The organism is Pseudoalteromonas sp. N1230-9, from assembly GCF_032716425.1.
Lineage (GTDB): Bacteria > Pseudomonadota > Gammaproteobacteria > Enterobacterales > Alteromonadaceae > Pseudoalteromonas.
The window spans coordinates 285,233-305,836 of the sequence record NZ_CP090420.1 but is presented as its reverse complement, the minus strand read 5'-3'; the positions used below and the strand labels follow the sequence as shown (position 1 = coordinate 305,836).

The 20,604-nt window shown below is 38.6% G+C and carries 19 protein-coding genes and 1 pseudogene; 6 read left to right on the top strand and 14 right to left on the bottom strand.

The window, feature by feature from the left end; genetic code table 11:
• Window positions 1-49 precede the first annotated feature (49 nt).
• From LY624_RS18765 to LY624_RS18750, 4 genes are read right to left on the bottom strand one after another with little or no spacing between them, the layout of a single operon-like run.
• Entirely contained in the window at window positions 50-583 is a 534-nt protein-coding gene (locus LY624_RS18765) for a response regulator transcription factor (protein ID WP_130152146.1), read from the bottom strand.
• A complete protein-coding gene (locus tag LY624_RS18760; RefSeq protein WP_341804789.1) occupies window positions 580-1,791 on the bottom strand; it encodes an ATP-binding protein in 1,212 nt (403 codons plus the stop codon). The genes LY624_RS18765 and LY624_RS18760 overlap by 4 nt, the downstream gene beginning before the upstream one ends.
• A gap of 17 nt (window positions 1,792-1,808) precedes the next feature.
• Window positions 1,809-2,213, bottom strand: coding sequence for a nuclear transport factor 2 family protein (locus LY624_RS18755; RefSeq protein WP_062567970.1), 405 nt, complete (start codon window positions 2,211-2,213; stop codon window positions 1,809-1,811).
• Between the two features lie 8 nt (window positions 2,214-2,221).
• Window positions 2,222-3,529, bottom strand: coding sequence for a metal-dependent hydrolase family protein (locus tag LY624_RS18750; protein ID WP_341804788.1), 1,308 nt, complete (start codon window positions 3,527-3,529; stop codon window positions 2,222-2,224).
• A gap of 151 nt (window positions 3,530-3,680) precedes the next feature.
• Here LY624_RS18750 and LY624_RS18745 point away from each other — a divergent pair, with 151 nt between their 5' ends.
• Both LY624_RS18745 and gloA2 read left to right on the top strand, forming a co-directional pair.
• On the top strand, window positions 3,681-4,754 hold the full coding sequence (locus LY624_RS18745; RefSeq protein WP_237115620.1) for a ketoacyl-ACP synthase III: 1,074 nt from the start codon (window positions 3,681-3,683) through the stop codon (window positions 4,752-4,754).
• 57 nt (window positions 4,755-4,811) lie between these two features.
• On the top strand, window positions 4,812-5,198 hold the full coding sequence (gloA2, locus tag LY624_RS18740; RefSeq protein ID WP_341804787.1) for an SMU1112c/YaeR family gloxylase I-like metalloprotein: 387 nt from the start codon (window positions 4,812-4,814) through the stop codon (window positions 5,196-5,198).
• 2 nt (window positions 5,199-5,200) lie between these two features.
• Here gloA2 and LY624_RS18735 read toward each other — a convergent pair whose 3' ends face one another.
• Both LY624_RS18735 and LY624_RS18730 read right to left on the bottom strand, forming a co-directional pair.
• On the bottom strand, window positions 5,201-6,562 hold the full coding sequence (locus tag LY624_RS18735; RefSeq protein ID WP_341804786.1) for a leucyl aminopeptidase family protein: 1,362 nt from the start codon (window positions 6,560-6,562) through the stop codon (window positions 5,201-5,203).
• 99 nt (window positions 6,563-6,661) lie between these two features.
• Entirely contained in the window at window positions 6,662-7,072 is a 411-nt protein-coding gene (locus LY624_RS18730) for a hypothetical protein (protein WP_062567975.1), read from the bottom strand.
• 101 nt (window positions 7,073-7,173) lie between these two features.
• Between LY624_RS18730 and LY624_RS18725 the strand changes: the two genes are divergently transcribed.
• The 3 genes from LY624_RS18725 (at window position 7,174) to LY624_RS18715 (ending at window position 11,816) form a co-directional block, all read left to right on the top strand.
• The gene (locus LY624_RS18725; protein WP_130152154.1) at window positions 7,174-7,329 is read left to right on the top strand and encodes an oxidoreductase-like domain-containing protein; all 156 of its coding nucleotides are present in this window, start codon (window positions 7,174-7,176) and stop codon (window positions 7,327-7,329) included.
• Window positions 7,330-7,621: 292 nt separating this feature from the next.
• Complete coding sequence (locus LY624_RS18720; RefSeq protein ID WP_130152155.1) at window positions 7,622-10,207, top strand: TonB-dependent receptor plug domain-containing protein; 2,586 nt, start codon at window positions 7,622-7,624, stop codon at window positions 10,205-10,207.
• A gap of 124 nt (window positions 10,208-10,331) precedes the next feature.
• Window positions 10,332-11,816, top strand: a complete 1,485-nt coding sequence (locus LY624_RS18715; RefSeq protein ID WP_341804785.1) for a tetratricopeptide repeat-containing sulfotransferase family protein — start codon at window positions 10,332-10,334, stop codon at window positions 11,814-11,816.
• Here the strand turns inward: LY624_RS18715 and LY624_RS18710 are convergent.
• The 8 genes and pseudogenes from LY624_RS18710 to LY624_RS18675 form a co-directional block, all read right to left on the bottom strand.
• A complete protein-coding gene (locus LY624_RS18710) occupies window positions 11,749-12,651 on the bottom strand; it encodes an alpha/beta fold hydrolase (RefSeq protein ID WP_341804784.1) in 903 nt (300 codons plus the stop codon). The genes LY624_RS18715 and LY624_RS18710 overlap by 68 nt on opposite strands.
• A gap of 256 nt (window positions 12,652-12,907) precedes the next feature.
• A complete protein-coding gene (locus tag LY624_RS18705) occupies window positions 12,908-14,134 on the bottom strand; it encodes an MFS transporter (RefSeq protein ID WP_130152158.1) in 1,227 nt (408 codons plus the stop codon).
• Between the two features lie 25 nt (window positions 14,135-14,159).
• On the bottom strand, window positions 14,160-15,098 hold the full coding sequence (locus LY624_RS18700) for an aKG-HExxH-type peptide beta-hydroxylase (RefSeq protein WP_341804783.1): 939 nt from the start codon (window positions 15,096-15,098) through the stop codon (window positions 14,160-14,162).
• A gap of 1,050 nt (window positions 15,099-16,148) precedes the next feature.
• Window positions 16,149-16,659 (bottom strand): annotated as a pseudogene (locus LY624_RS18695) (ClbS/DfsB family four-helix bundle protein).
• A gap of 110 nt (window positions 16,660-16,769) precedes the next feature.
• The gene (locus tag LY624_RS18690; protein ID WP_130152161.1) at window positions 16,770-17,207 is read right to left on the bottom strand and encodes a GNAT family N-acetyltransferase; all 438 of its coding nucleotides are present in this window, start codon (window positions 17,205-17,207) and stop codon (window positions 16,770-16,772) included.
• A 209-nt stretch (window positions 17,208-17,416) separates the two neighbouring features.
• A complete protein-coding gene (locus tag LY624_RS18685; protein ID WP_130152162.1) occupies window positions 17,417-17,917 on the bottom strand; it encodes a GNAT family N-acetyltransferase in 501 nt (166 codons plus the stop codon).
• A gap of 138 nt (window positions 17,918-18,055) precedes the next feature.
• The gene (locus tag LY624_RS18680; protein ID WP_341804782.1) at window positions 18,056-18,274 is read right to left on the bottom strand and encodes a DUF6500 family protein; all 219 of its coding nucleotides are present in this window, start codon (window positions 18,272-18,274) and stop codon (window positions 18,056-18,058) included.
• Between the two features lie 67 nt (window positions 18,275-18,341).
• Entirely contained in the window at window positions 18,342-18,947 is a 606-nt protein-coding gene (locus LY624_RS18675; protein ID WP_341804781.1) for a DUF998 domain-containing protein, read from the bottom strand.
• A gap of 741 nt (window positions 18,948-19,688) precedes the next feature.
• Here LY624_RS18675 and rlmF point away from each other — a divergent pair.
• Window positions 19,689-20,594 carry a 23S rRNA (adenine(1618)-N(6))-methyltransferase RlmF gene (gene rlmF / locus LY624_RS18670; protein WP_341804780.1) on the top strand — a complete coding sequence of 302 codons (906 nt, stop codon included), beginning with the start codon at window positions 19,689-19,691 and terminating at the stop codon, window positions 20,592-20,594.
• The last annotated feature ends 10 nt before the right edge of the window (window positions 20,595-20,604 follow it).

The window sequence follows — 20,604 nt, the reverse complement described above, 5'->3', positions numbered from 1 at the left end:
CACAAAGCAGCAAATAAAATGGGACAAATGGAAGGTGAGCAGTTTGGAGTTACTGCTGAACAGGCTTTTTTTGTAATTTTCGTTGTAACGTACGCCTATGCATATTTAATTGCCTAGCTGTTTGGGAAATATTCCCCTCGTTCCTGTGCAGCACATGCTGAATATGCTCCCATTCAAGGCGCTCAGGCGACATAACCTGACTCGGCTGAGTGTCACTCAGTGATGAGCTTATCTCAGTGTCACCTAACATGGTTTTTAATAATGAATTAAAATCGACAGGCTTTGGCAGGTAGTCGTCAGCACCTAAACGAATAGCTTCGACAGCGCTGGCAATACTAGCAAACCCTGTTAATAGCACTATTCGAGCCGTTGGAAATTGTGTTCTGATTGGTTTAATTAATGTAAGACCATTATCATCGCCAAGTTTTAAATCCACCAAAAAGTGGCTTGCCTTAAAAGCGGCAACTTTTTCAAATGCATGTTCACTGCTATGAGCAAGTTCACATTCAAAACCCTGTTTTGCAAAACGTCTTGCCAATGTATTAGCAAGATTTACATCGTCTTCGATAATTAAAAGTTTCATACAATTTTTAAACTAACCATCGCAATGGCACCTTGCTTAGGGTGATTACATAGTGTTAATGAGCCATTTAAGCGCTCTAAGGTCGCATTAGATAGCATGACTGCCATACCCATACCTGCGCTACTTGGCATTAGCTGACCACCTAATGATGCCATTTGCTGCTCACTAAAGCCTTGACCAAAATCACGTAAAGACAATGAAAGTTGTTGCTTATCGCTTTGCCAATCGGCTTCAATAGTATTTTGCTGGTTATTATTATTCGCCGAGACTGCATTTTGCAATAAATTTAAAATGGCAGGCAACAGCATGGCATCACTTAATATAGAGCACCTGGGCGCATCATTTAGCCAATGTAAGCGTTGCTCAGGAAAATGCAGTGTCATAGCATCTTGAATGGTGTTTTGTAATGTTTCGGCGCTAATCACCTGCTGAGTTTCGCCGGTTCTTAAGGCATTTGAAAGTGCTCTGAAATGCTCAAGTTGTTCTTTACATTGTGCTAATGGCTTAGCCATTTCTCGTACAATAGGATCATCAGACTGTTGCTCTTGCAGCTCTTCGAATAACAACTGTAAGTTGGCAATCGGTGTTGCTAATTGATGTGTCACTTGGGCTGCGGCACCATCGAGTGTCAATAGTTGCTCATGTCTTAACTGCTGTTCGCGGGTTCGAGCAATAGTGGCTTCTCTTGATCTTAACGTGCTATTTAATGTGCCAATGACAAACGCGATAACAATGGCACTAATAACAAAGTTTATCCACATACCGATAAAGTGATGCGTCATCTGCATTTGGTGCATGGTGTGTTCAGGCATTTTTATCAGTAAAAAACTGTAGGCAGCTATTGCTAACACTGCGATATAGGCAAGCCCCTTAGCATTCACAGAAACCGCGGCTATCATTATTGGCAACAACAATAGCGAGACAAATGCATTCGTTGCACCGCCACTTAACGAGAGTAAAATAGTTAAAAATAGGAGGTCAGCGGTAAGTTGCATTAAAACAGCCGTTGGCTTGGCTTTTGTTACTTTTCGATAAGCAAAAATACTCAACAGTTGAAAAACGGCTTCAACGCAAATAACAGTGAGTAGAGGCAGTAAAGCAATCTGATATTCAAATAGAAAATAAACCGCAATCACCGCAATAAATTGCACTGCAATAGCGGCACTTCGAAGTACTAATAAACGACTTATAGCCGGATCGGTTTGCATAGCGGACTCTTTAAGACTTAATCATCGTCCATAGAAATAGTAAACACAGCACAGGGGGTGCCTTGATGAAAGACCATTTGCCATTGCTTGCCATTAAAACGCCAAAGCGACATACGCACAGAATAATTAAATTCTGCACGCGCAGAACGCCTAAACGCAGCTTGATAGCTTAATTGCGCAATATCATCACTCAGCATACGGCCTTTAAAGTGTTGATTATAAAACTGTGGAACAACTTCTGTAGGTAGACGGGTTAACACTTGGAATTTATTAAATGACGTGCCGTCTGCGGCAATCTCAATAAAATCATCATCGAGCAATGCATCAAGAGCCTCAGTTGATTGTCTCACCTCAGGCTCTAACAATTGTCTTTCCGCATCAATCAAATGATTAAATAACGTCGCTTTAATTTTTCCGCTCATTTTTACCCTTATTGTTTGAGCACTTTACCGTCCTGCATAACAAAGTTGACGCTGTTTAGCTGACTTATATCATTAAGAACGTGTGTATTAACACTGATGATATCCGCTTGCTTACCAACACTCAAGTCACCCAGCTTATCGCTCTGCCCTAACAACTTTGCCGCCTCAACAGTCGCTGATTTTATAGCCTGCGTAGGTGTCATACCATACTTTACAAGGAGTGCAAATTCATCGGCGTTATCACCATGCTTAGAGACGCCTGAATCAGTACCAAATGCAATTTTAACGTTATTTTTTAGCGCTAGTTTAAATGAGGCTTGCATTTTTGGAGCCACAAACTCAACTTTATCTGCTATGGCCTTAGGCATGTTTGGATTACTTAAAACCTCTTTTTTAACAGTAGCACCTGCTAACAAGGTTGGCACCAAATACGCGTCATGCTGTTTAAATAGCTTTATCGTTTCTTTATCTAAAAACGAGCCATGTTCAATTGAATCAACCCCCGCCTTTAATGCGGCTTTTATTCCTTGTGTACCGTGTGCGTGAGCCGTTACTTTTCGCCCCAAATGATGCGCTGTATTAACGATTGCAAAAAGCTCTTCATCGGTAAATTGTTGATTAACACCTGCGGCAGTATTACTCAAAACCCCGCCAGTTGCCGTGATTTTGATCACATCAGCGCCACTTTTTATCACATCACGAACTGCTCTAGTGCAATCGTCAGCCCCATTACAGACCCCTAACCCCGCACCTACAGCTTCACTGATGTCTCGACGATAGCCATGCATATCAGCATGACCACCCGTTGGTGTGATCATATCTCCTGCAGCAAAAATACGCGGGCCCACGATATCGCCACGTTCTATAGCTCGCTTCAATGGAAAAATAACTTGATAGCTACTACCAAGGTCACGCACAGAGGTAAAACCAGCATTCACGGTGCGCTGTAAATACTTTAAAGAACGTAGTGCATTATCTGCTTCGTATTCGGTGGTCCATTTATGTGGGTTACGTTTTGCATCGCGCTCAAACGTAACATGTACGTGCATGTCAATAAGACCTGGCAATACCATCTGATTTTTTAGATCAATAAGATCAGCATCACTGAGATTTAACTGCTCTTTAGTTAAGTAGCCTGATTTTATCGCTGCTATTTTGTTGTCTTCAATGACAAGTGTTTGCTTCTCTTTTACATCTTGCTCAGTGCCTGCGAGCATTTTTCCAGCGTAAATAATCGTAGTTTGTGCGTTAACAGCAAATGCGGATAATAAAGACAGTACCGATAATGTGCTTATTTTTAGATTTATTTTTTTCATGATCGCCTCTTTTTTATACTAGGTTTAACTTAAATACCGAGTAAATGCCATTATTTACGATGTGAAACTGCGTTACGCTAGTCTTAGGATGTGAATTTTGATATAACTTCGAAAAAATTAAAGTCGTCTGACCACATAAAGAGAACACATTATGTCTTATGCCCAAATTACTGGCTGGGGTAAATGTATACCACCAGCAAGCATCAGCAATGATGAAATTAGCAATATTGTTGATACCAATGATGAATGGATCACAACACGTACAGGCATTAAATCTCGTCGTGTCAGTCATGTTTCTACTGCCGATTTAGCCACTGTTGCCGCAAAGCAAGCCCTTGCCTGTGCTGGTGTTGACGCTAAAGACATTGATTTGGTGTTATTAGCTACATGTACCCCTTCAACGATGGTTGCTAACACAGCGTCTTTGGTTCAAAAAAATATTGGTGCGGTAGGCGCCGCAGCGATGGATACCAACGCTGCATGTTCAGGCTTTTTATATGCATTACAAGCTGCAACCGCACAAATTCGTGCAGGCATGATCAAAAAAGCTGTCGTTATTGCTGCTGAGCGTATGACTTGGTATGTAAACTGGGCTCGCCGTGACAGTGCGGTATTATTTGGCGATGGCGCTGGTGCAGTTGTGTTAGAAGCGTCAGATACACCGTCTGGTTTGCTTGCAACCAAAACGGGTTGTGATAGCGAAGACAGAGATATTCTTCACATCGAAAACTTTGGTAGCGATCTTAACAAGTACCAACCAATTGGCCCGTCTAATTTATTATTTGAAGGCCGTGAAATTTTCAAACGTGCAGTAAAAGGCATGAGTGAAGCCTGTGATGATGTTTTAAACCAAGCACAGTTACAACTTGATGATATTGATGTATTAGTACCTCATCAAGCTAACTTACGCATTATCCAAGCAATTCAACAGCGCCTAAAAGTTGCTGACGAAAAAGTAATGGTTAACATAGCGGATTACGGCAATACCTCCGCAGCAACAATTGCCATCGCACTTTGTGAGGCCGTAGAACAAGGCTTAATCAAGCCGCATTCAAATATAATGTCTGCTGCCTTTGGCGCTGGTTTAACGTGGGCTGCAAGCTACATAAAATGGGGGGAGCGCGTAACGCCAATAGCGAAGTCTGACGCAGCTTTACCACCTTGTGATAAAACAGGACTAGAGTTAGTGGCTCCTGCGGTAGCTGCATGTAAAGGCACTGAATAATTCAAATTAAATTAGATATAAGCGCGGCAATAGTCGCGCTTTTTTGTGAGGGTTTCAATGGAATTGTTAGGCATTCATCATGCAGCTATCATTTGTAGTAATTACGCTCACTCAAAGCATTTTTATACAGAAATTTTAAAACTGCCTGTCATTCATGAGCAGTATCGCAGTGCACGTGATTCTTATAAGCTAGATCTAGCACTTCCTGATGGCAGTCAGATTGAATTATTTTCTTTTCCTGATGCACCACAAAGGCCAAGCTATCCAGAGGCTCAGGGATTACGCCATTTAGCGTTTAAAGTTGCTGATATTGCTAAAGCGAAAGCATATTTAGAACAGCATGGAATTGTAGTTGAAGAAATTAGGCAGGATGAAATCACCGGGAAGCAGTTTACGTTTTTTGCCGATCCCGATGATTTGCCATTAGAGCTATACCAAGTTTAATTTTATTGACAGCGCTCTTGTAGGTAATTAAACACCGCTCGAATACCCAGTGCTTCACCGCCAACAGGGCGTCCAGGTAATGCGCGTAAGTTCCAAGCCATTACATCAAAATGAACCCAAGGCGTGCTCGGTTCAATAAACTCTTTCAAATAAAGCGCTGCGGTAATTGCACCGCCGAATGGAGTTGACGCACAGTTGGCAATATCTGCCACATCACTTTTTAATAGTGCTTTGTATTGATCAAACAGCGGAAGTTGCCAAATTGGGTCATGACAGCTTTCGCCGGCATCTAATAATTTATTGGCAACATCACGGTTGTTCGCGAAAAAACCAGGTAACTCAGTACCAAGGGCAATACGACATGCGCCTGTTAACGTTGCAAAGTCGATAATAAGTTCTGGATTATCATTTTGCGCTTCAGCTAAAGCATCACATAAGACCAAACGACCTTCAGCGTCAGTGTTGTCAATTTCAACCGTGATCCCTTTACGTGTTTTGATCACATCGCCTGGTCTAAATGCATTACGTGATACGGCATTTTCAACCGCAGGTACTAAAACACGTAAACGAATAGGCAGGTTGGCAGCCATGATTAACTGTGCAAGACCAATCACGTGTGCAGCACCACCCATGTCTTTTTTCATGTTGCGCATGCCCGAACTTGGTTTTAAATCTAAACCACCTGAGTCAAAACAAACCCCCTTCCCTACTAGCGTTATTTGAGGTGCATCTTGTGCTCCCCAACGTAAATCTAGCAAGCGAGGTTTATTTTCACTCGCACGACCCACCATATGAATAGTTGGGTAGTTTTGTTCTAAAAGCTCATCCCCAACCCATTCACTGAAATCACCATCGTAGGTGTCGGCTAGGTCTGCCATTACCTGAGATAGATGCTGAGGCATCATATCTGCAGCGGGCGTATTTACTAAATCACGAACAAGATTAATCGCATTTGCTTGTTGTGTTAATCGCTCAACAAGGCTTTTATTTGTAATTGCTAATTGCGCGCGCGGTGAAGGCTTCTCTTTGTATTCGCTAAATTCATAGCCGCCTAGCATAAAACCAAGCGCAACCTGTTCTATGAACTTTTCTTCACCTTGTATTTGGTAACAACCAGCAGGCAGTTTTGTCGATAGCTCACCGGCTAACCAAAAATCTTGAAGATCTGCCACTAAACAATAAACGTGAGTAAGCTCACCGGATTCACTGTCGGCAACCAAAGCCAAACCTTTATTCTTAAAATCGCAATTAGCAAGCCAATTTTGCAGTGCCTTTGATTGTGATTCAAGCCAATCTGAAAGTTGCGCTTTTTCAACGAAAGATAAAGGAATACCCGATGAAGAATGACGAATTAATGAACTCATTAAACGACTCTAAATGAAGAAAAGATAATTAAGCATACCAATAACAAGCAACAAAAGGTATAGCATTCAAGCTATTTAGCTAAATCAAAGAAATAAAAATTATTTTTGATTTTTCTCTTCGGCCTCTTCTTTGGCTACTTGCTGATCGATCTCTTTAATTGACTTGTTGATATTAAAAGAGCTAGGTAAAACATCTACACCAACCCAATGACCTAACTTTACAACTAAGGGGATCGTTATTGGTGCAAAGGGTAAAACAGCAAAGACGCCAAGACCCAAGCCTTTTAAAATATCTAAGAATTGTTCATTAGCAGTGTGTAATTCTTCTTTGCTGGCATTGCCTTGGGTGTAACGCTTGTAGATATGCAACATTTCTTTGGTTTCTTGCTTTTCTTGGGCAAGTGCAATTTTTAGTGCCACCATAGCGCGCTTGAAACGTAATTGCTGACGTCTTTTTGTAATTTTAGCCACCCTAAACGGGGCTCTATGAATGACTTTATATAATCGCATGTTGCTATTCTCACACAGCAAGGGGACTTCACAAAGCATAATTTACTTATATTAATTTTTACATTACCCTGCAGTTCTTTTATTACTATTTTAAATTTCACATGTACGAAACTAACCAGCACAGCGATAATAAACCACAAAAGCCTGCCCCAGATGAGTGCTGTGGTGGAGGTAGTTGCTGTCCTTGTGTTTGGGATGAATACCGTGAAAAATTAAAGCAATGGCAATTAAGTAATAAAACACAACAAAATAAGTAAATCGTTCCAACCCGTTTTTAGCTCAAAAATCATACAAACAATCAATAATTAAATTTTTTTTCTAACAAACCGATAAATCCTGACTATTTTTAATCAATTTAAGAATAATTTATCTTCTTAACTTTCATGCACATAATAAAGATAATCACAATAAATTAAACTCCTCCCAACCAAAAACAACACACCATTAACAATTTGCAAAATAAATTTACAGTCGGTATAAGTTGTTTACACCAAGTTTAAATACCTATTTGGTGGCATAATCATAACTATTCTAACTGGGGAAGTCAGAATGAAATTAAAAAATAGTGCGCTACATCACGCAATTAAGTTTGCACTAGCAACCACAACTGCTGGTCTATTTGTATCAGGTTCGGTCGTTGCGGCAGAGCAGACAGCTGAAGAAACAAAAGTTAATAAAAATGTTGAAAAAATTGCTGTTGTGGGAACACGTTCAGCACCACGCTCAATTGGTGACTCACCGGTACCTATTGATATTATCGGTGGTGAAGAATTAACGAAAGCAGGTAACACAGACATGCTTGAGCTATTAAAAGGCTCAGTTCCGTCTTTTAATGTGCATCAAAACCCAATCAGTGACGCTGCGTCACTTGTTCGCCCTGCCAACTTACGTGGCTTACCGTCTGACAGTACATTAGTATTAGTAAACGGCAAACGTCGCCACCGTGCTTCTGTTATTGCATTTTTAGGCGGTGGTATTAATGACGGTGCTCAGGGTGCTGATATTTCAGTAATTCCTAGTATTGCTCTAAAACAAGTTGAAGTACTTCGTGATGGTGCTGCTGCACAGTATGGTTCTGATGCTATCGCGGGTGTAATGAACTTTGTATTAAAAGATGCCTCTGAAGGCGGCTCTTTTGAGATCCGTAAAGGTGAATACTATGAAGGCGATGGCGATACCACGCAAATCTCTGGTAATGTAGGTCTTCCTTTCACTGATGATGGCTTTGCAAACTTAAGCTTCCAATACAAAACGGCTGACGCAACAAGTCGCTCAGTTCAGCGTCCTGATGCAGCTGCACTTGCTGATGCAGGTGTTCCTGATGTCTCTCCTCTAGCGCAAGTTTGGGGGGCACCAGAAGTTGATGACGATATTTCAATTTTCGGTAATATCGGTCTCGATTTAAGTAATACATCGCAATTTTACATGTTTGGTAACTACTCTGAGCGTGATGTGCGCGGTGGTTTCTACTATCGTAACCCACATACTCGCCCAGGTGTGTACTCAAATGACGGCGGCGAAACGCTACTTGTTGGTGATTTAACTGGCGACATGAGCGGCAACTGTCCGACTGATATCATGATTGATGACAACGTGTTAGATAACCCCGATTACATTAACGGTGTTGCTAACAACCCTGACTGCTTTGCATTTAATGAAATTCTACCAGGCGGTTTTACACCTAACTTTGGCGGTAACATTACAGATACTGCACTAACAATTGGTACTAAAGGCGAAGTAACTAGCGGCTTTTTAGAAGGCGCATACTACGACTTAAGTGGTTCTGTTGGTTTTAATGAATCTCGCTATTTCATTTACGATACAATCAATGCTTCGCTTGGCCCTGAAAGCCCGCGTGACTTTAGCCCTGGTAAATACACACAGTTAGAAAAGAACTTTAACGCTGATTTATCAAAAGGCTTTGACTTTGGTTTAGCTTACGACGTAAACGTTGCCGGTGGTTTAGAATGGCATGAAGAAACATTCACTGTTGTTTCAGGTGATGTGGCTTCTTTTACTGCGGGTCCTTTAACAGAGCAAGGTTTTGGTATTGGCTCAAATGGTTTCCCAGGTTTCAAACCATCTGATGCTGGTGAATACACACGTCGTAACTACGCAGCTTACGTCGATATTGAAGCACCATTTACCGAAGACTTTTTAATGGGTTTAGCACTTCGTTACGAAGATTATGACACCTTTGGGTCAACCACTAACTACAAATTAACAGCGCAATACCACTTAACTGAAGACTTAAATATTCGTGGTTCATTAAGTACAGGTTTCCGTGCTCCAACCGTTGGTCAGGCTAACGTTAGTAACGTGCAAACAAACCTAAGCAGTGGTGTGTTAGTAGATTCTGCCCTATTACCACCAACAAACCCAATTGCAGTGCAATTAGGTGGTACAGAGCTTGAGCCAGAAGAATCGCAAAGCTATACATTTGGTGCAGTTTGGACATTGGGTGACTTATTCTTAACGGTTGATTATTACAACATTCAAGTTGATGACCGTATCAGTCAATCAGACAAAATTGAGCTAAGCCAAGCGGATAAAGACACACTAGAGGCAGCAGGTGTACCTAACGTACAAAATCTTGCCCAAGTTAGTTTCTTTACCAATGATTTTGATACCACAACGCAAGGTGTTGACCTAGTAGCCAACTATGCAACTGAATTGTTAGGTGGTAGCTCTACATTCAGCTTAGCTTATAACTGGAATGACACTGAAGTAACTAAATCAAGCCCAATCACAGGCGAATTTAAAGTAAGCCGTCTTGAAAATGATTTACCAAATCACCGCGCAACACTTAGCTGGGCGCAACAGTGGGAAGATTTCTCTGCATTTACACGTGTGAACTATTTCGGTGAATACCAAGGCGTGCACGTAGATTACGACGCAACAGCTAAAACAGCTGATGCAGCTGTAACCATTGATGCAGAAGTAACGTACTTCTTAACTGAAGAAATCAGTTTCTCTGTTGGTGCACAAAACCTGTTTGACCAAGAAGCTGAAAAACTCGATTTCTTTGATAACACAGGCATTCCAAATAGCAACTGGGGTGGTAAGTACTACGAAACCTCTCCGTTTGGTATTAACGGCGGTTTCTACTACGTAAAAGCAACCTATACGTTCTAAGCGAGCTTAGTAACTAGCTGTGCTTCATACAGAGTAGGAACTAACCAAGCTAAATAAAAAGGCGAAAGACATTTCGCCTTTTTCGTTTTATAGTGAATAAAAATAATAATTTCATCGTAATGTCATGTTGCTAAATAAAGCCAATCAACTCCTTGCAGAAAACAAATTAAAAGAAGCTGAATTTCACTTCAAAGCATTGTTAGATGCCAACCCTGAAAGTGGTGAAGCCCTATTTGGTCTAGGTAGAATTGCGCTACGCTTAGAGCGATATGACGCCGCTGTTTACTTATTACAACGCGCTTGTGAGCGGCTTCCTTATATGCTTGAGCCTTTGCATGCACTTGCAGATGCGTTTAATGGTGTTCACTCTCCAAACGATGCTTTAACTGTGCTTGAGTATGCAAAGTCCATCGCCAGTCACAATCCTGAGCCTCATTACTACCTTGCTCAACACTACTTAACTTATGGCGAGCTAGATAAAGCGTACAGCACATTGCAACATGCTTTGACTATGGGTGACTACCCCGTAAAAGCCTATATTTTATTTGAACTTGTGCAGTTTGCTCGGTTTAATCACGAGCAAAACTACATACAAGAACTGCATCAGTTTCTCACACTCACGAATAACTTACGCTTAAAAATGGTTTGTTATTATGCGCTAGGTAAAAGCTACGATATTTTAGACGACACAGACCAAGCATTTAATTACTTTACACTTGCCAACAAACTACAGTCTAAGTTAACAACATTTAAAACCGCAGCGCTTACGCCGTTTTACCACGATATTATTCAACATAATAGCCAGGCTTTAATCAATTCTCGCGATCGCTTTTTTAGTGGTACTATTACGCCAGTGTTTATTATTGGTATGCCCAGAAGTGGCTCAACTTTGCTTGAGCAAATGTTAATAAGCCATGATAGCTTTTCAAGCTTAGGCGAAGATGCAAGCATTAGTAATGAAGTAGTCGCGTATATTGAACAACAAACGCAGACCCCTTACCCTGCTTGCTTGGCGAAGCTTGATCAAGGGCTGATCAATCATGCCCGTAACATCTACATTGAACGAATAAAACAAGCGCCCCAAGTGCGCCCATTTATGATCAACAAACTACCCGCTAATTATCAATCTCTCGGCTTAATCTATTTGTTATTTCCAAATGCCAAGTTTATTAATATGCAGCGCGACTACAATGCGATTGCATGGTCAGTCTTTAGCAATTATTTTGCTGAAAACGAACCCTACTTTTGCTCTCTCACTGAGTTCAAACAGTACTTTGATTTATACACTGAGCTTATGGCACATTGGCAGCACATTATGCCAGAAGCGATTTTTGATCTTAACTATGAACAACTTGTTACAGAGCCAAAGCAAACATTGCAATCTTTAAGCGAGTTTTTGGCTATTAAATACAGTGACCACTTTTTAGATTTTTATAAATCGAACAAGCCTGTAGCGACACTCAGTAAAGCGGCTGTCAGGCAACCGCTTTCGACAAAGGCAACAGAAAAATACAAACGCTACGAAGTAGCAATACAAAAGCTTATGAGTGGCCCTCAAACCAGTTCAGAAGATCAACAAACTGATCCTGACGAGCCTGTGGATGAGTAAGCATGTTAATGTGGTCATAATCGACTTTATGACCATGTTTTCGCCCATAAATAGTCATAGTTTGTTTACCTATACCTGACTCAGCCATAAACTTTTCGATATCAATGGGCTGGCACAGTGCTTTGTCTTTAATCCCCGCAACATGCATGATAGGTGGTAACGATTTATCGGCTAATGCTTTAGCGTAATCAAAACCATCATCAGTATCGACCCAAGGTTTGCGCTTAGCCCATTGCATACTTTGGTAATGGGATTTACGGGTTTCATCATCACTGCCCCACTTAAGTTTTTTAGCAGGAACAAAGCCATGCTTGCGGGCAACTAATGGCGCCAGTCCATACCAAATTAAATTACCTTGAATATACTTACTCGGATGGTGGTTATACAAAGACCGCTTAGAGCCAAAATAAGCACACGCTTTTACATCGTCAATCAGCTCAGGAAAACGCGCAAATACACTGTTCATTAACACCCCGCCCCAAGAGTGTGCCACCCAATAACGAGCAGGCTCACCTTCAAGCTGTTTAATCTTTTCTAAAAATGCGGGAATATCTTCTAAAATAGCTTCAGTTTGACCATACTTTGCATGCTTTGATATGGCAGGCTTACTCTCTCCACGACCACGTAAATCAGCTACATAGCAAACATAACCCTGCTCAGCTAAAAAAGGGGCCAAGCCTTTATTACTGTGGGTGTAAAAGATTTTGCCATTTTCTACAGCACCATGCATAAAAAACACTGCAGGCCCTTTGGCATCCGTTCTACTAATACGGCGTAAGTGTAATGTTTGGCTTTCGGCGAGCTTTATAAATACTGATTCTTGTTTAATCGTCACGTTTGACCTTTTTATTCTTATAGACTCATCGTACCAGTATTAAGTTACGCCAGTCTATTAAGCAAAGCAAGCATGATGCGATGAACTCTAATTGTATTTTTAAAGCCAAATATGTATCAAATGTTTAAAAAGTTAAACCCTAGAAATTTTGCTTTTAAAGCTGCCTCCTTTATTGAGCCTTACCATTTAATGAAACAATTCTCACAATTTGCAAAAATAAACCTCTAAAGTCACAATTACCTTGTAAAGAATAAACCTAGCTTTCTTCACTAGTATCTTGCCTAGAGAGTCGCTTTACCCAACTGTAACACCAGCTCAAAAGAAAAATACCACTTAAAATAAGTAAATATAAAGCAGAGATATTAATAACATCAAATACGTTCAAGAATTCTATTAGCTCACTTGCACTAAAAGAGCCTATGGGAAATGACAATAAAATTAGCATTGTTGAAATAGAGACAACATTAGTAATATTAGACTTATCAACTTCTTTCTGTCTTTCTGTATATAAAATAATAAGATTGATTGTACTCATCATTGTTATGACACTCCATGCAACAACCACTGCTACAAAACCTATCCTAATAGATAACAAATATATGCATAATGCAGTTACCAAGCCTGTGCACGTTAATAGTAATTCTATATCAAACCTATAATTATAAATAAAAGACGTAATTCGTTTACCGACTAATAACCCAATAAAAGAAATGGCATAAACAATACCGACATCTACATCTGAAAGAAAATATTCTGTTTTAAGTAAAAACATAAATAAAGAAACAAAACAATTCAAACCAATACCAGCCATAAAAAACCGTAGAATAGCAAAAGAGAGAAATCTTGATTCAATTATTATTTTGAATCCGTTTTTAATAGTTTTATAAAGGCTGCCAGTTTTCTCTAGCTCACGATCATGAAATACAATAAATAAAGTTATAAACCAAGAAACTAAAAAGCCAAAACCAGTAAGAAGCAAAGCAGATTTATAGCTTATAACAGAAGCCACAACAGCTCCCAGCATAGGCCCCAGAATGGGAAAGAATGAATCTATAAAAGCGATCCCACCTGACACAGAATGGATTTGTTTTGATGTGAAAGCTCTTGGGATAGCACCATGAAAAAAGCTATGATAAGAAGTTGTTATAGATGCAATTAAAAATGAATATAATATATATAGCTCACTAGGCATTTCATCATGCCACAGACTAAATAAAGCTAAGCACAATACAAATCCTATAAAATCCATAAGCAGCAACAGTTTTTTATTATCGAAGCGCTCGGATACGTAGCCAACAAACAACGAAAAGAGAACGACAGGTAAAAATTGCGCTGCATACGCCAAAGCCATTAGCTGTGCGGAGCTTGTTGCAGTAAATATATATAAGGGGGTGGCAAATTTGAAAATCCAATTTCCAGCAGACGAGATAAAATAAGCCATCATTAGCAATGGCATATTTTGATTTTTCTTACAACTGCTCATAAATTAAGGCCTAATAAATCAAACGCTATGTCGCAGAAACGACTATCAAATCAACTTCTTTATTTATGGTTTGGTATATATTTAAACCTCGTTCAGTAAATTGACCATGCTGATCGATTATTTCTTTGCCATGATAGAAACGCCTCTTTGCACTTGATAACATCTCTTGAAATTCTGCGTTTTTTTTCCATTCTTCCAAACACGATAAAGTATGAAATGTTTTAAAAATATTCCCCAACACATAGTGAGCATGAAATAGCCCCGCCATAGGTCGCAAGTCAGAGCGGAATGGAGCTGGATATTTTTCATTAGGTGAGTTTTTTATTAATTCATCATGTGCTTGCTCTAAGAATAATCTATGATGCGCCAACTCATGAATCAAATCTTCAAGATATGTGCATATAGAACTAGTTCCGTATGATCCAATAATCACACATCCGAATAACTTAACTGTTGAAGCAGAAGTAATAAACCGCGTGTCCGTAGGACCAGTAATTAGCAAATTAGGAATAAAGTTAACTAATTGTTGATAATATTCTGGCAAGTGAGTTTCAATGGTTGAAAGTGCTTTATATATTTTTTTCTTTTCCTGCTCTAAATCATTTGAAAAAGCACCAAATAAATAAGCTGCTTCATTGTTATCAGGTCTATCATATATGGAACGAATCAATGCATGCTCTTCGCTTTTCATAAACATTTTATCCGCAAAAGTTACCTTTATTTCTGATAACTTATAATGATAACTATCTATAGCTTTTTGTAGGAAGGATTTAGCAACCACTAAATCATTTTCCTCAATTTTCTTCAAACACGAAAAGTAGTAGCCATAAGTCATCCAACTAGGAGAAAGCTCTGAAGTATTATGAATTTCAACTTTCAATGCCTCACTCAAATATAAGATAGAGGCAGTTACTCTTTCATCAAAATATTTCTTTTTTTCCAGTAATTTTTCGAGTGTTTCCATTGGAATTTAAACCTTTCAATATATGAAATACAAGAAATCAAAGACAAAGCTAAGCTTTGTCTTTGAGAAGTATTAGAGTTAAGACTTCTTAACTTCATTTTTTGACCACAGTTTTACTGCAGTAAATAAAACACCTTTCGGATGAAATAATTTTTCTTTATTTATATTCATAATAAAATCCTCCAATTTATTTGACATTTTTAAAGTGCACCTACAAAAGGTACACTTTAAAAATACCTTGAAAGGGCATAAAGTCAACATAAAAAACATCTTAATTTAACTATTTTCACAACCCATTAAATTACATTTGCAAAAAACAAAATAAAACCAAAAAGTTACAAAAGCTAATTTGGATATAAAGAAAGGTTTAGAAATAATTATTTCGTGAGAAATCGTTTAGCAGCTATAAGAAACTTATACTATTAACCGATCACTTCCATTAATTTTAAGAAAATTTTCTAGGTATAAATTTAAATTTTTAAACTTATACTGATAAAATATAAAGCTAAACTTTCCTATTTATAAAAATATGCATCTGTATTTATAAAATTAAGCTGAGTCAGTCTGGCTATCGTCACGCCTATGAAGTTAAAGGCAATATAATCATGTGACCGTTTTAGCAGTTGGAAAACGCGAGCGTAACGATGTTTATAGTAAAATGTACATACCACTTGCCACCGTAACTGAATAACCTATGGCGTTTAATAAAACCAGCAGGTAGCTTTTGTTTTTCTGAGTAATCGTTTGGCAGGCGAATATATAACTTATAATCCAGTCCAGTTTCTTGAGATTTTATTTGCAGAGTATGCGTATTTCGAATTTTAAATTCCGTCACTTCCTTGGCACTTAGAGACGCAGAGAAAAAACAACAGAAGAAGCTAGCTTATTAAACTTAAAAATTATTTATATTAAATTTCAGTGGGTTAAAAATAATCTGTGAACTATTAAAAGTACAAACAACGCAACCACCTGACCTAACTTGCTGTGCTGTAAACACTAACGTTAAAACTAATCGAAGATGCCAAGCACTGAGAATCCCTTTGATACGCCCTAATATGTATACTCTCTATTGAAACGTCGAACTTTAGTACGTATTTTTCATAGGGGATAACGTATTCAACTGGACCATACGCCCTAAAGTCCATTGCTCATACAACGCGACACCATATAACTCATGGTCACTTAAACTTGAAACAAGTAAAAGTATCTCGTTCACCGTAGACTCAAGCTCCATGAGAAGAACATCGTATTTCCAATCACGATATTCTTCGTAGAAACTTTCGGCGAGTAACCCCAGTTGATTCCATTTATAACCGGTTTCAGGGAAATCCACATGCTGATTTTGAGATTTTAGGTGGTACCATTTAAGAACGAGCTTGCTCCAACCAATCAGGTAAGCCACTGTGTCACTAACGCTAATGATTGTACCTTTGACGTTTCCCTCTATGCCAAGCTTACGAGCTTTGCTTTGTGGAATTGAGCGATAATCAGCCATTAATTTTGGAAATGTTGAGTCTATAGCTAACTTCAATTCAACCTTATTTCTTGGTACAGAAGACATTTTAACCTCTATCTTAATACTACCCGTTAAAGGTGAGCAACATAATATAGCCGTTTCGGCCTACCACCTAAACACCAAAGCTAATGTGGTTGGAGCGTTTTATTAGGTTTTTATAGCTTAATAAGAGCGAGCATGTCTTGACCATCTTCGTCCATGCCAACCTCCTCAAAACCAAAACTAGAATAAAAGTCTTTTGCCACTGGGTTTTTGGGATTGTAGCAAATCTCGATTTCCTTGATTGTCGAATCTGTCGTGATTTCTTTTAAAACCATCTTTAACGCTTTTCTTCCAATGCCCCTTTTCTGATGATGTTGGTCTACCATAAAACGCCAAATTGAAATTTTGGATGGGTTCTCTAAAACCCACATAAAAAAACCAACTGGCTGACCATTGTGGCAAATCGCTTTGCAGATATACCCTGAGTTATAATGAGCTTCTACAAGAGACCACATGTTGCTAGCTACATACTCTTCTTGCTCATCGGTTACATCTAAATCACAAACAGCTTCGTAATTCGATTTACCTATTCCTTCCAGTGAAATATCCATGTTACTCCTTAACCTTAATAATATTTGAACGATTAGTTCAATTCTTTGCCTCAAACCGTCTCGCATTTCTACTTACGGATGTTTACTTTACGAGGTAATTAATTGATAAAGTTAACAAAAAACAAAGTTCTGTGATTCGCTCTTTATCGAAGCTTGGCTCAGTTAAAGAACCAAGCGTTAGCTATGTGTGTGGGCTCTTGATTGCATAGTCATGCATATTTTAAGATGAGTTCAGTGCAACTTAATTGTTTATTATTTAATTTTATAAAGTTTGGTGTTGTACTAACAGCTTCAAAACCAAATTTGTGCAATATGTGCATTGAAGTAGGATTATTATTTAGCACTTGGGCGTTGAGTTGTTTTAAATTAAGCTTACTTTTTCCAATATCAATTAATTGCTCTAAACAGTAAGTTGCCACACCTTGAGATGTAAAATCTTTGCCAACACGATAACCGACATAAGCACTTTGGTCTGAAATATTTTTTAAGTTAGCTCTCGCGACAATAACATTATATTTAAGTATAACTCCGCAAAAGGCATTACCTGAATTTATTTGATTAAGTAGAGAATCAATATGTTTATTAACACCGCTGTGAGAGTAAAAGTCATTAGGCCTTGGCGAAATATAACTTTCAAACCATTCTCTATTTTTCAATTCAAAGTCCAATAGTTTACTTACATGACTTTTAGTGAGGACTTCAAATTTCATATGTACCTTTAATGTGGTAGTAATTTAGAAAATATTCCAAGACTGCATACTTGTAAAGTTGATACCGGTTGTCGTTCATTCTTAAACCAAGTGCAGTTGAATATCAAGACACATGTTAGTGGCGTCTAAGAGAGCTTGTTATAAATTACTTTCTACCATCTCTTTGATCGTTTTTGCTTTAACAAAGTGATCTAACTTATGAGTTTGGATCCACCATGTAGCCGCTTCCATTAGCAATTCAGGGCAATCATTTTTATTTTTAAAAAAGGCGTAAAATGACAGACTAACATTCTCTCCCTTGCTCTTCATTTTTTTATCGCAAACTTCCAGTATTTTGGCTCTCAATTCTTCTCTCATAAATTTCCTGTCAATCTATTGTTTGTATTTTTAGTGCTATCAGCAGACTTCAACTATGTAACTAACCTTATATTAATAACAAAGATAGAACACTTAGCCAGATCAACTTGACCCAGTACGATAGACGCTGATAAAAGCCAGTTAATTTTCTATTTTTCAAACCTTTAGCCATTTTTACTAAATAAAAAATAGCTAACAAAACGACAATAATTGAAAACACTCTAAACTCAAAAGGAATATAAGTAGAGGCAGGGCTTAATGCGACTATTACAGGGGCAATTAAAAGAGATAAAAGCATCATAACACCCGCCCATGAGTGTATTTTACAGCTCAACGTTGGTGACTGGGTATAAGGGTCTTTATCCATTGGAAAGTAACCCGCAACCCATGTTCCTATTCCATGGAGCATTATAAGAATACCTGTAACGACAAGAGCAATGTTCGCATTATTAAGCTGTGTTAAATGCCAACCAAATAAGCAAAATATAAAACCGAGTGGATAATTATTGATAATAGGTGATAACTTTTCAGTGGGGCTACCCGCAGCGCCTAATTCACTGCAAAATTGGTTTTTATGATCGTAATTCGGGTAAAACTTAGCCGTTACGAAAACACCGACAGAAATCCAAATCGTAGCCAGTAAGCCAGATAGCGCAGAGATGCTCTCAAACATAAAAATCCTTTTATAATAAAATACATCTTAATAAAAATTGCCGATGAGAATATCCTATTGAGCTTAATTATACTAGCGCAAGCAATTTGCTTATCGCTGCCTGTGACATAAACAAATTCAGTGAGTTATTCATGTTAATGCCAAAACAGGAGTGTAGTAACGCTGTGTTAGGTAATAGGTAAGGTTTGCTCCGACCTAAACAATTGCGACGTAAACACTAAAGCTAATTTAGTAAGATGCCATGCGTTATGGTTCTGCTTTAAGCAGCTTGTTATGCGAACTTTTCTTACACGTATCAAACGAAGGTTTTCACTAGCCATTGGTGCTTCAAAATACTGGGTTACTTGATGATATACAGCTTTTGTGTCAAACATAGCTCTTTCTGGTTGTTCAATCCGACGTTTAGCGAGATGAGATAAACATTGCTCATCGGTTAAATCTAAATACTAAAATTCATGTTCACTGTTTATTTCACAACACAGTGATATAAACCAAGCTCTTTGCTTTACGGTATTAGCTGGAAAATCCATAACGACGTTAACCCCAGCATTCAGCAAGTTTTGAACATGACTATTAACAAAGGTCTTAATCAAGCTTGAGTACTTTATGTAATCATCAAATGTTTGTATCGAACATACTAACCTTTTGCTAGTTATAAAAATATCCACCGCAACTGCGCCAGAGCCAAGATTAATTTGTTACAATCTGCTTTTAATATGGCTAATACATAGGTTTTTCTTAATGCATCCGCGAAATCGCCACTTAAATGGCTACGACTTTACTTTGCTATGCAAAGATACCCCTGCCCTAGCAGCCTTTATAAAGCAAACGCCAACGGGGACTGATACGATAGATTTCACCAATGCATTAGCGGTCAAAACGCTCAACCAAGCGTTATTAAAAAGTCATTACAAAATCGATTTTTGGGATTTGCCCGACACCTACCTTTGCCCGCCGGTACCTGGGCGTGTTGATTACATTCATCACTTAGCTGATTTACTAGCAAAAGATAACCAAGGGCACATACCAACAGGTAAACAAGTAAAAGTGCTTGATGTAGGAACAGGTGCAAATGTGATTTATCCACTTACTGGTAATCTCGAATATGGCTGGCACTTTACAGGTTCAGATATCGATGCCTTATCCGTTAAAATTGCAAAGCAAATTGTGCAATTTAATCGACTTAAAATTACCATAAAGCAGCAAAGCAATACCAATAAAATGTTTACAGGGATTATTTCTCATAAAGATGTGTTTCACCTTACTTTATGTAACCCACCATTTCATACCAGTGAACAACAGGCCAAAGAAGGTACTGACCGTAAGTGGAAAAACTTAAACAAAGCCCCGCAAAAAGTGCTTAATTTTGGTGGCCGACAAAATGAGCTCTGGTGCGAAGGTGGTGAGCGCGAATTCATCAGTAAAATGATCATTGAAAGCCAAGAGTTTGCCGAGCAGTGTATTTGGTTTACGTCACTGGTTTCTAAGTCTGACACCTTGCCAGCTTTAAAAAAATTGCTTAGTACACTTGATGTGAAAGATGTAAAAGTTATAAAAATGGCACAAGGCCAAAAAATAAGTCGCTTCATTGCTTGGAGTTACTTTGATAAAAACGACCGCCAAGCCATTCTAAACGAACTAGTATAAGGATAATAAG

What these genes read in the sequence shown, in the direction of transcription:
- LY624_RS18700 (WP_341804783.1), bottom strand. Translation starts at nt 15,098, where the DNA reads ATGGAAACACTCGAAAAATTACTGGAAAAAAAGAAATATTTTGATGAA.
- LY624_RS18680 (WP_341804782.1), bottom strand. Translation starts at nt 18,274, where the DNA reads ATGAGAGAAGAATTGAGAGCCAAAATACTGGAAGTTTGCGATAAAAAA.
- LY624_RS18715 (WP_341804785.1), top strand. Translation starts at nt 10,332, where the DNA reads ATGTTGCTAAATAAAGCCAATCAACTCCTTGCAGAAAACAAATTAAAA.
- LY624_RS18685 (WP_130152162.1), bottom strand. Translation starts at nt 17,917, where the DNA reads ATGAAATTTGAAGTCCTCACTAAAAGTCATGTAAGTAAACTATTGGAC.
- LY624_RS18745 (WP_237115620.1), top strand. Translation starts at nt 3,681, where the DNA reads ATGTCTTATGCCCAAATTACTGGCTGGGGTAAATGTATACCACCAGCA.
- rlmF (WP_341804780.1), top strand. Translation starts at nt 19,689, where the DNA reads ATGCATCCGCGAAATCGCCACTTAAATGGCTACGACTTTACTTTGCTA.
- LY624_RS18720 (WP_130152155.1), top strand. Translation starts at nt 7,622, where the DNA reads ATGAAATTAAAAAATAGTGCGCTACATCACGCAATTAAGTTTGCACTA.
- LY624_RS18735 (WP_341804786.1), bottom strand. Translation starts at nt 6,562, where the DNA reads ATGAGTTCATTAATTCGTCATTCTTCATCGGGTATTCCTTTATCTTTC.
- LY624_RS18690 (WP_130152161.1), bottom strand. Translation starts at nt 17,207, where the DNA reads ATGGATATTTCACTGGAAGGAATAGGTAAATCGAATTACGAAGCTGTT.
- LY624_RS18705 (WP_130152158.1), bottom strand. Translation starts at nt 14,134, where the DNA reads ATGAGCAGTTGTAAGAAAAATCAAAATATGCCATTGCTAATGATGGCT.
- LY624_RS18755 (WP_062567970.1), bottom strand. Translation starts at nt 2,213, where the DNA reads ATGAGCGGAAAAATTAAAGCGACGTTATTTAATCATTTGATTGATGCG.
- LY624_RS18725 (WP_130152154.1), top strand. Translation starts at nt 7,174, where the DNA reads ATGTACGAAACTAACCAGCACAGCGATAATAAACCACAAAAGCCTGCC.
- LY624_RS18765 (WP_130152146.1), bottom strand. Translation starts at nt 583, where the DNA reads ATGAAACTTTTAATTATCGAAGACGATGTAAATCTTGCTAATACATTG.
- LY624_RS18730 (WP_062567975.1), bottom strand. Translation starts at nt 7,072, where the DNA reads ATGCGATTATATAAAGTCATTCATAGAGCCCCGTTTAGGGTGGCTAAA.
- gloA2 (WP_341804787.1), top strand. Translation starts at nt 4,812, where the DNA reads ATGGAATTGTTAGGCATTCATCATGCAGCTATCATTTGTAGTAATTAC.
- LY624_RS18750 (WP_341804788.1), bottom strand. Translation starts at nt 3,529, where the DNA reads ATGAAAAAAATAAATCTAAAAATAAGCACATTATCGGTACTGTCTTTA.
- LY624_RS18675 (WP_341804781.1), bottom strand. Translation starts at nt 18,947, where the DNA reads ATGTTTGAGAGCATCTCTGCGCTATCTGGCTTACTGGCTACGATTTGG.
- LY624_RS18760 (WP_341804789.1), bottom strand. Translation starts at nt 1,791, where the DNA reads ATGCAAACCGATCCGGCTATAAGTCGTTTATTAGTACTTCGAAGTGCC.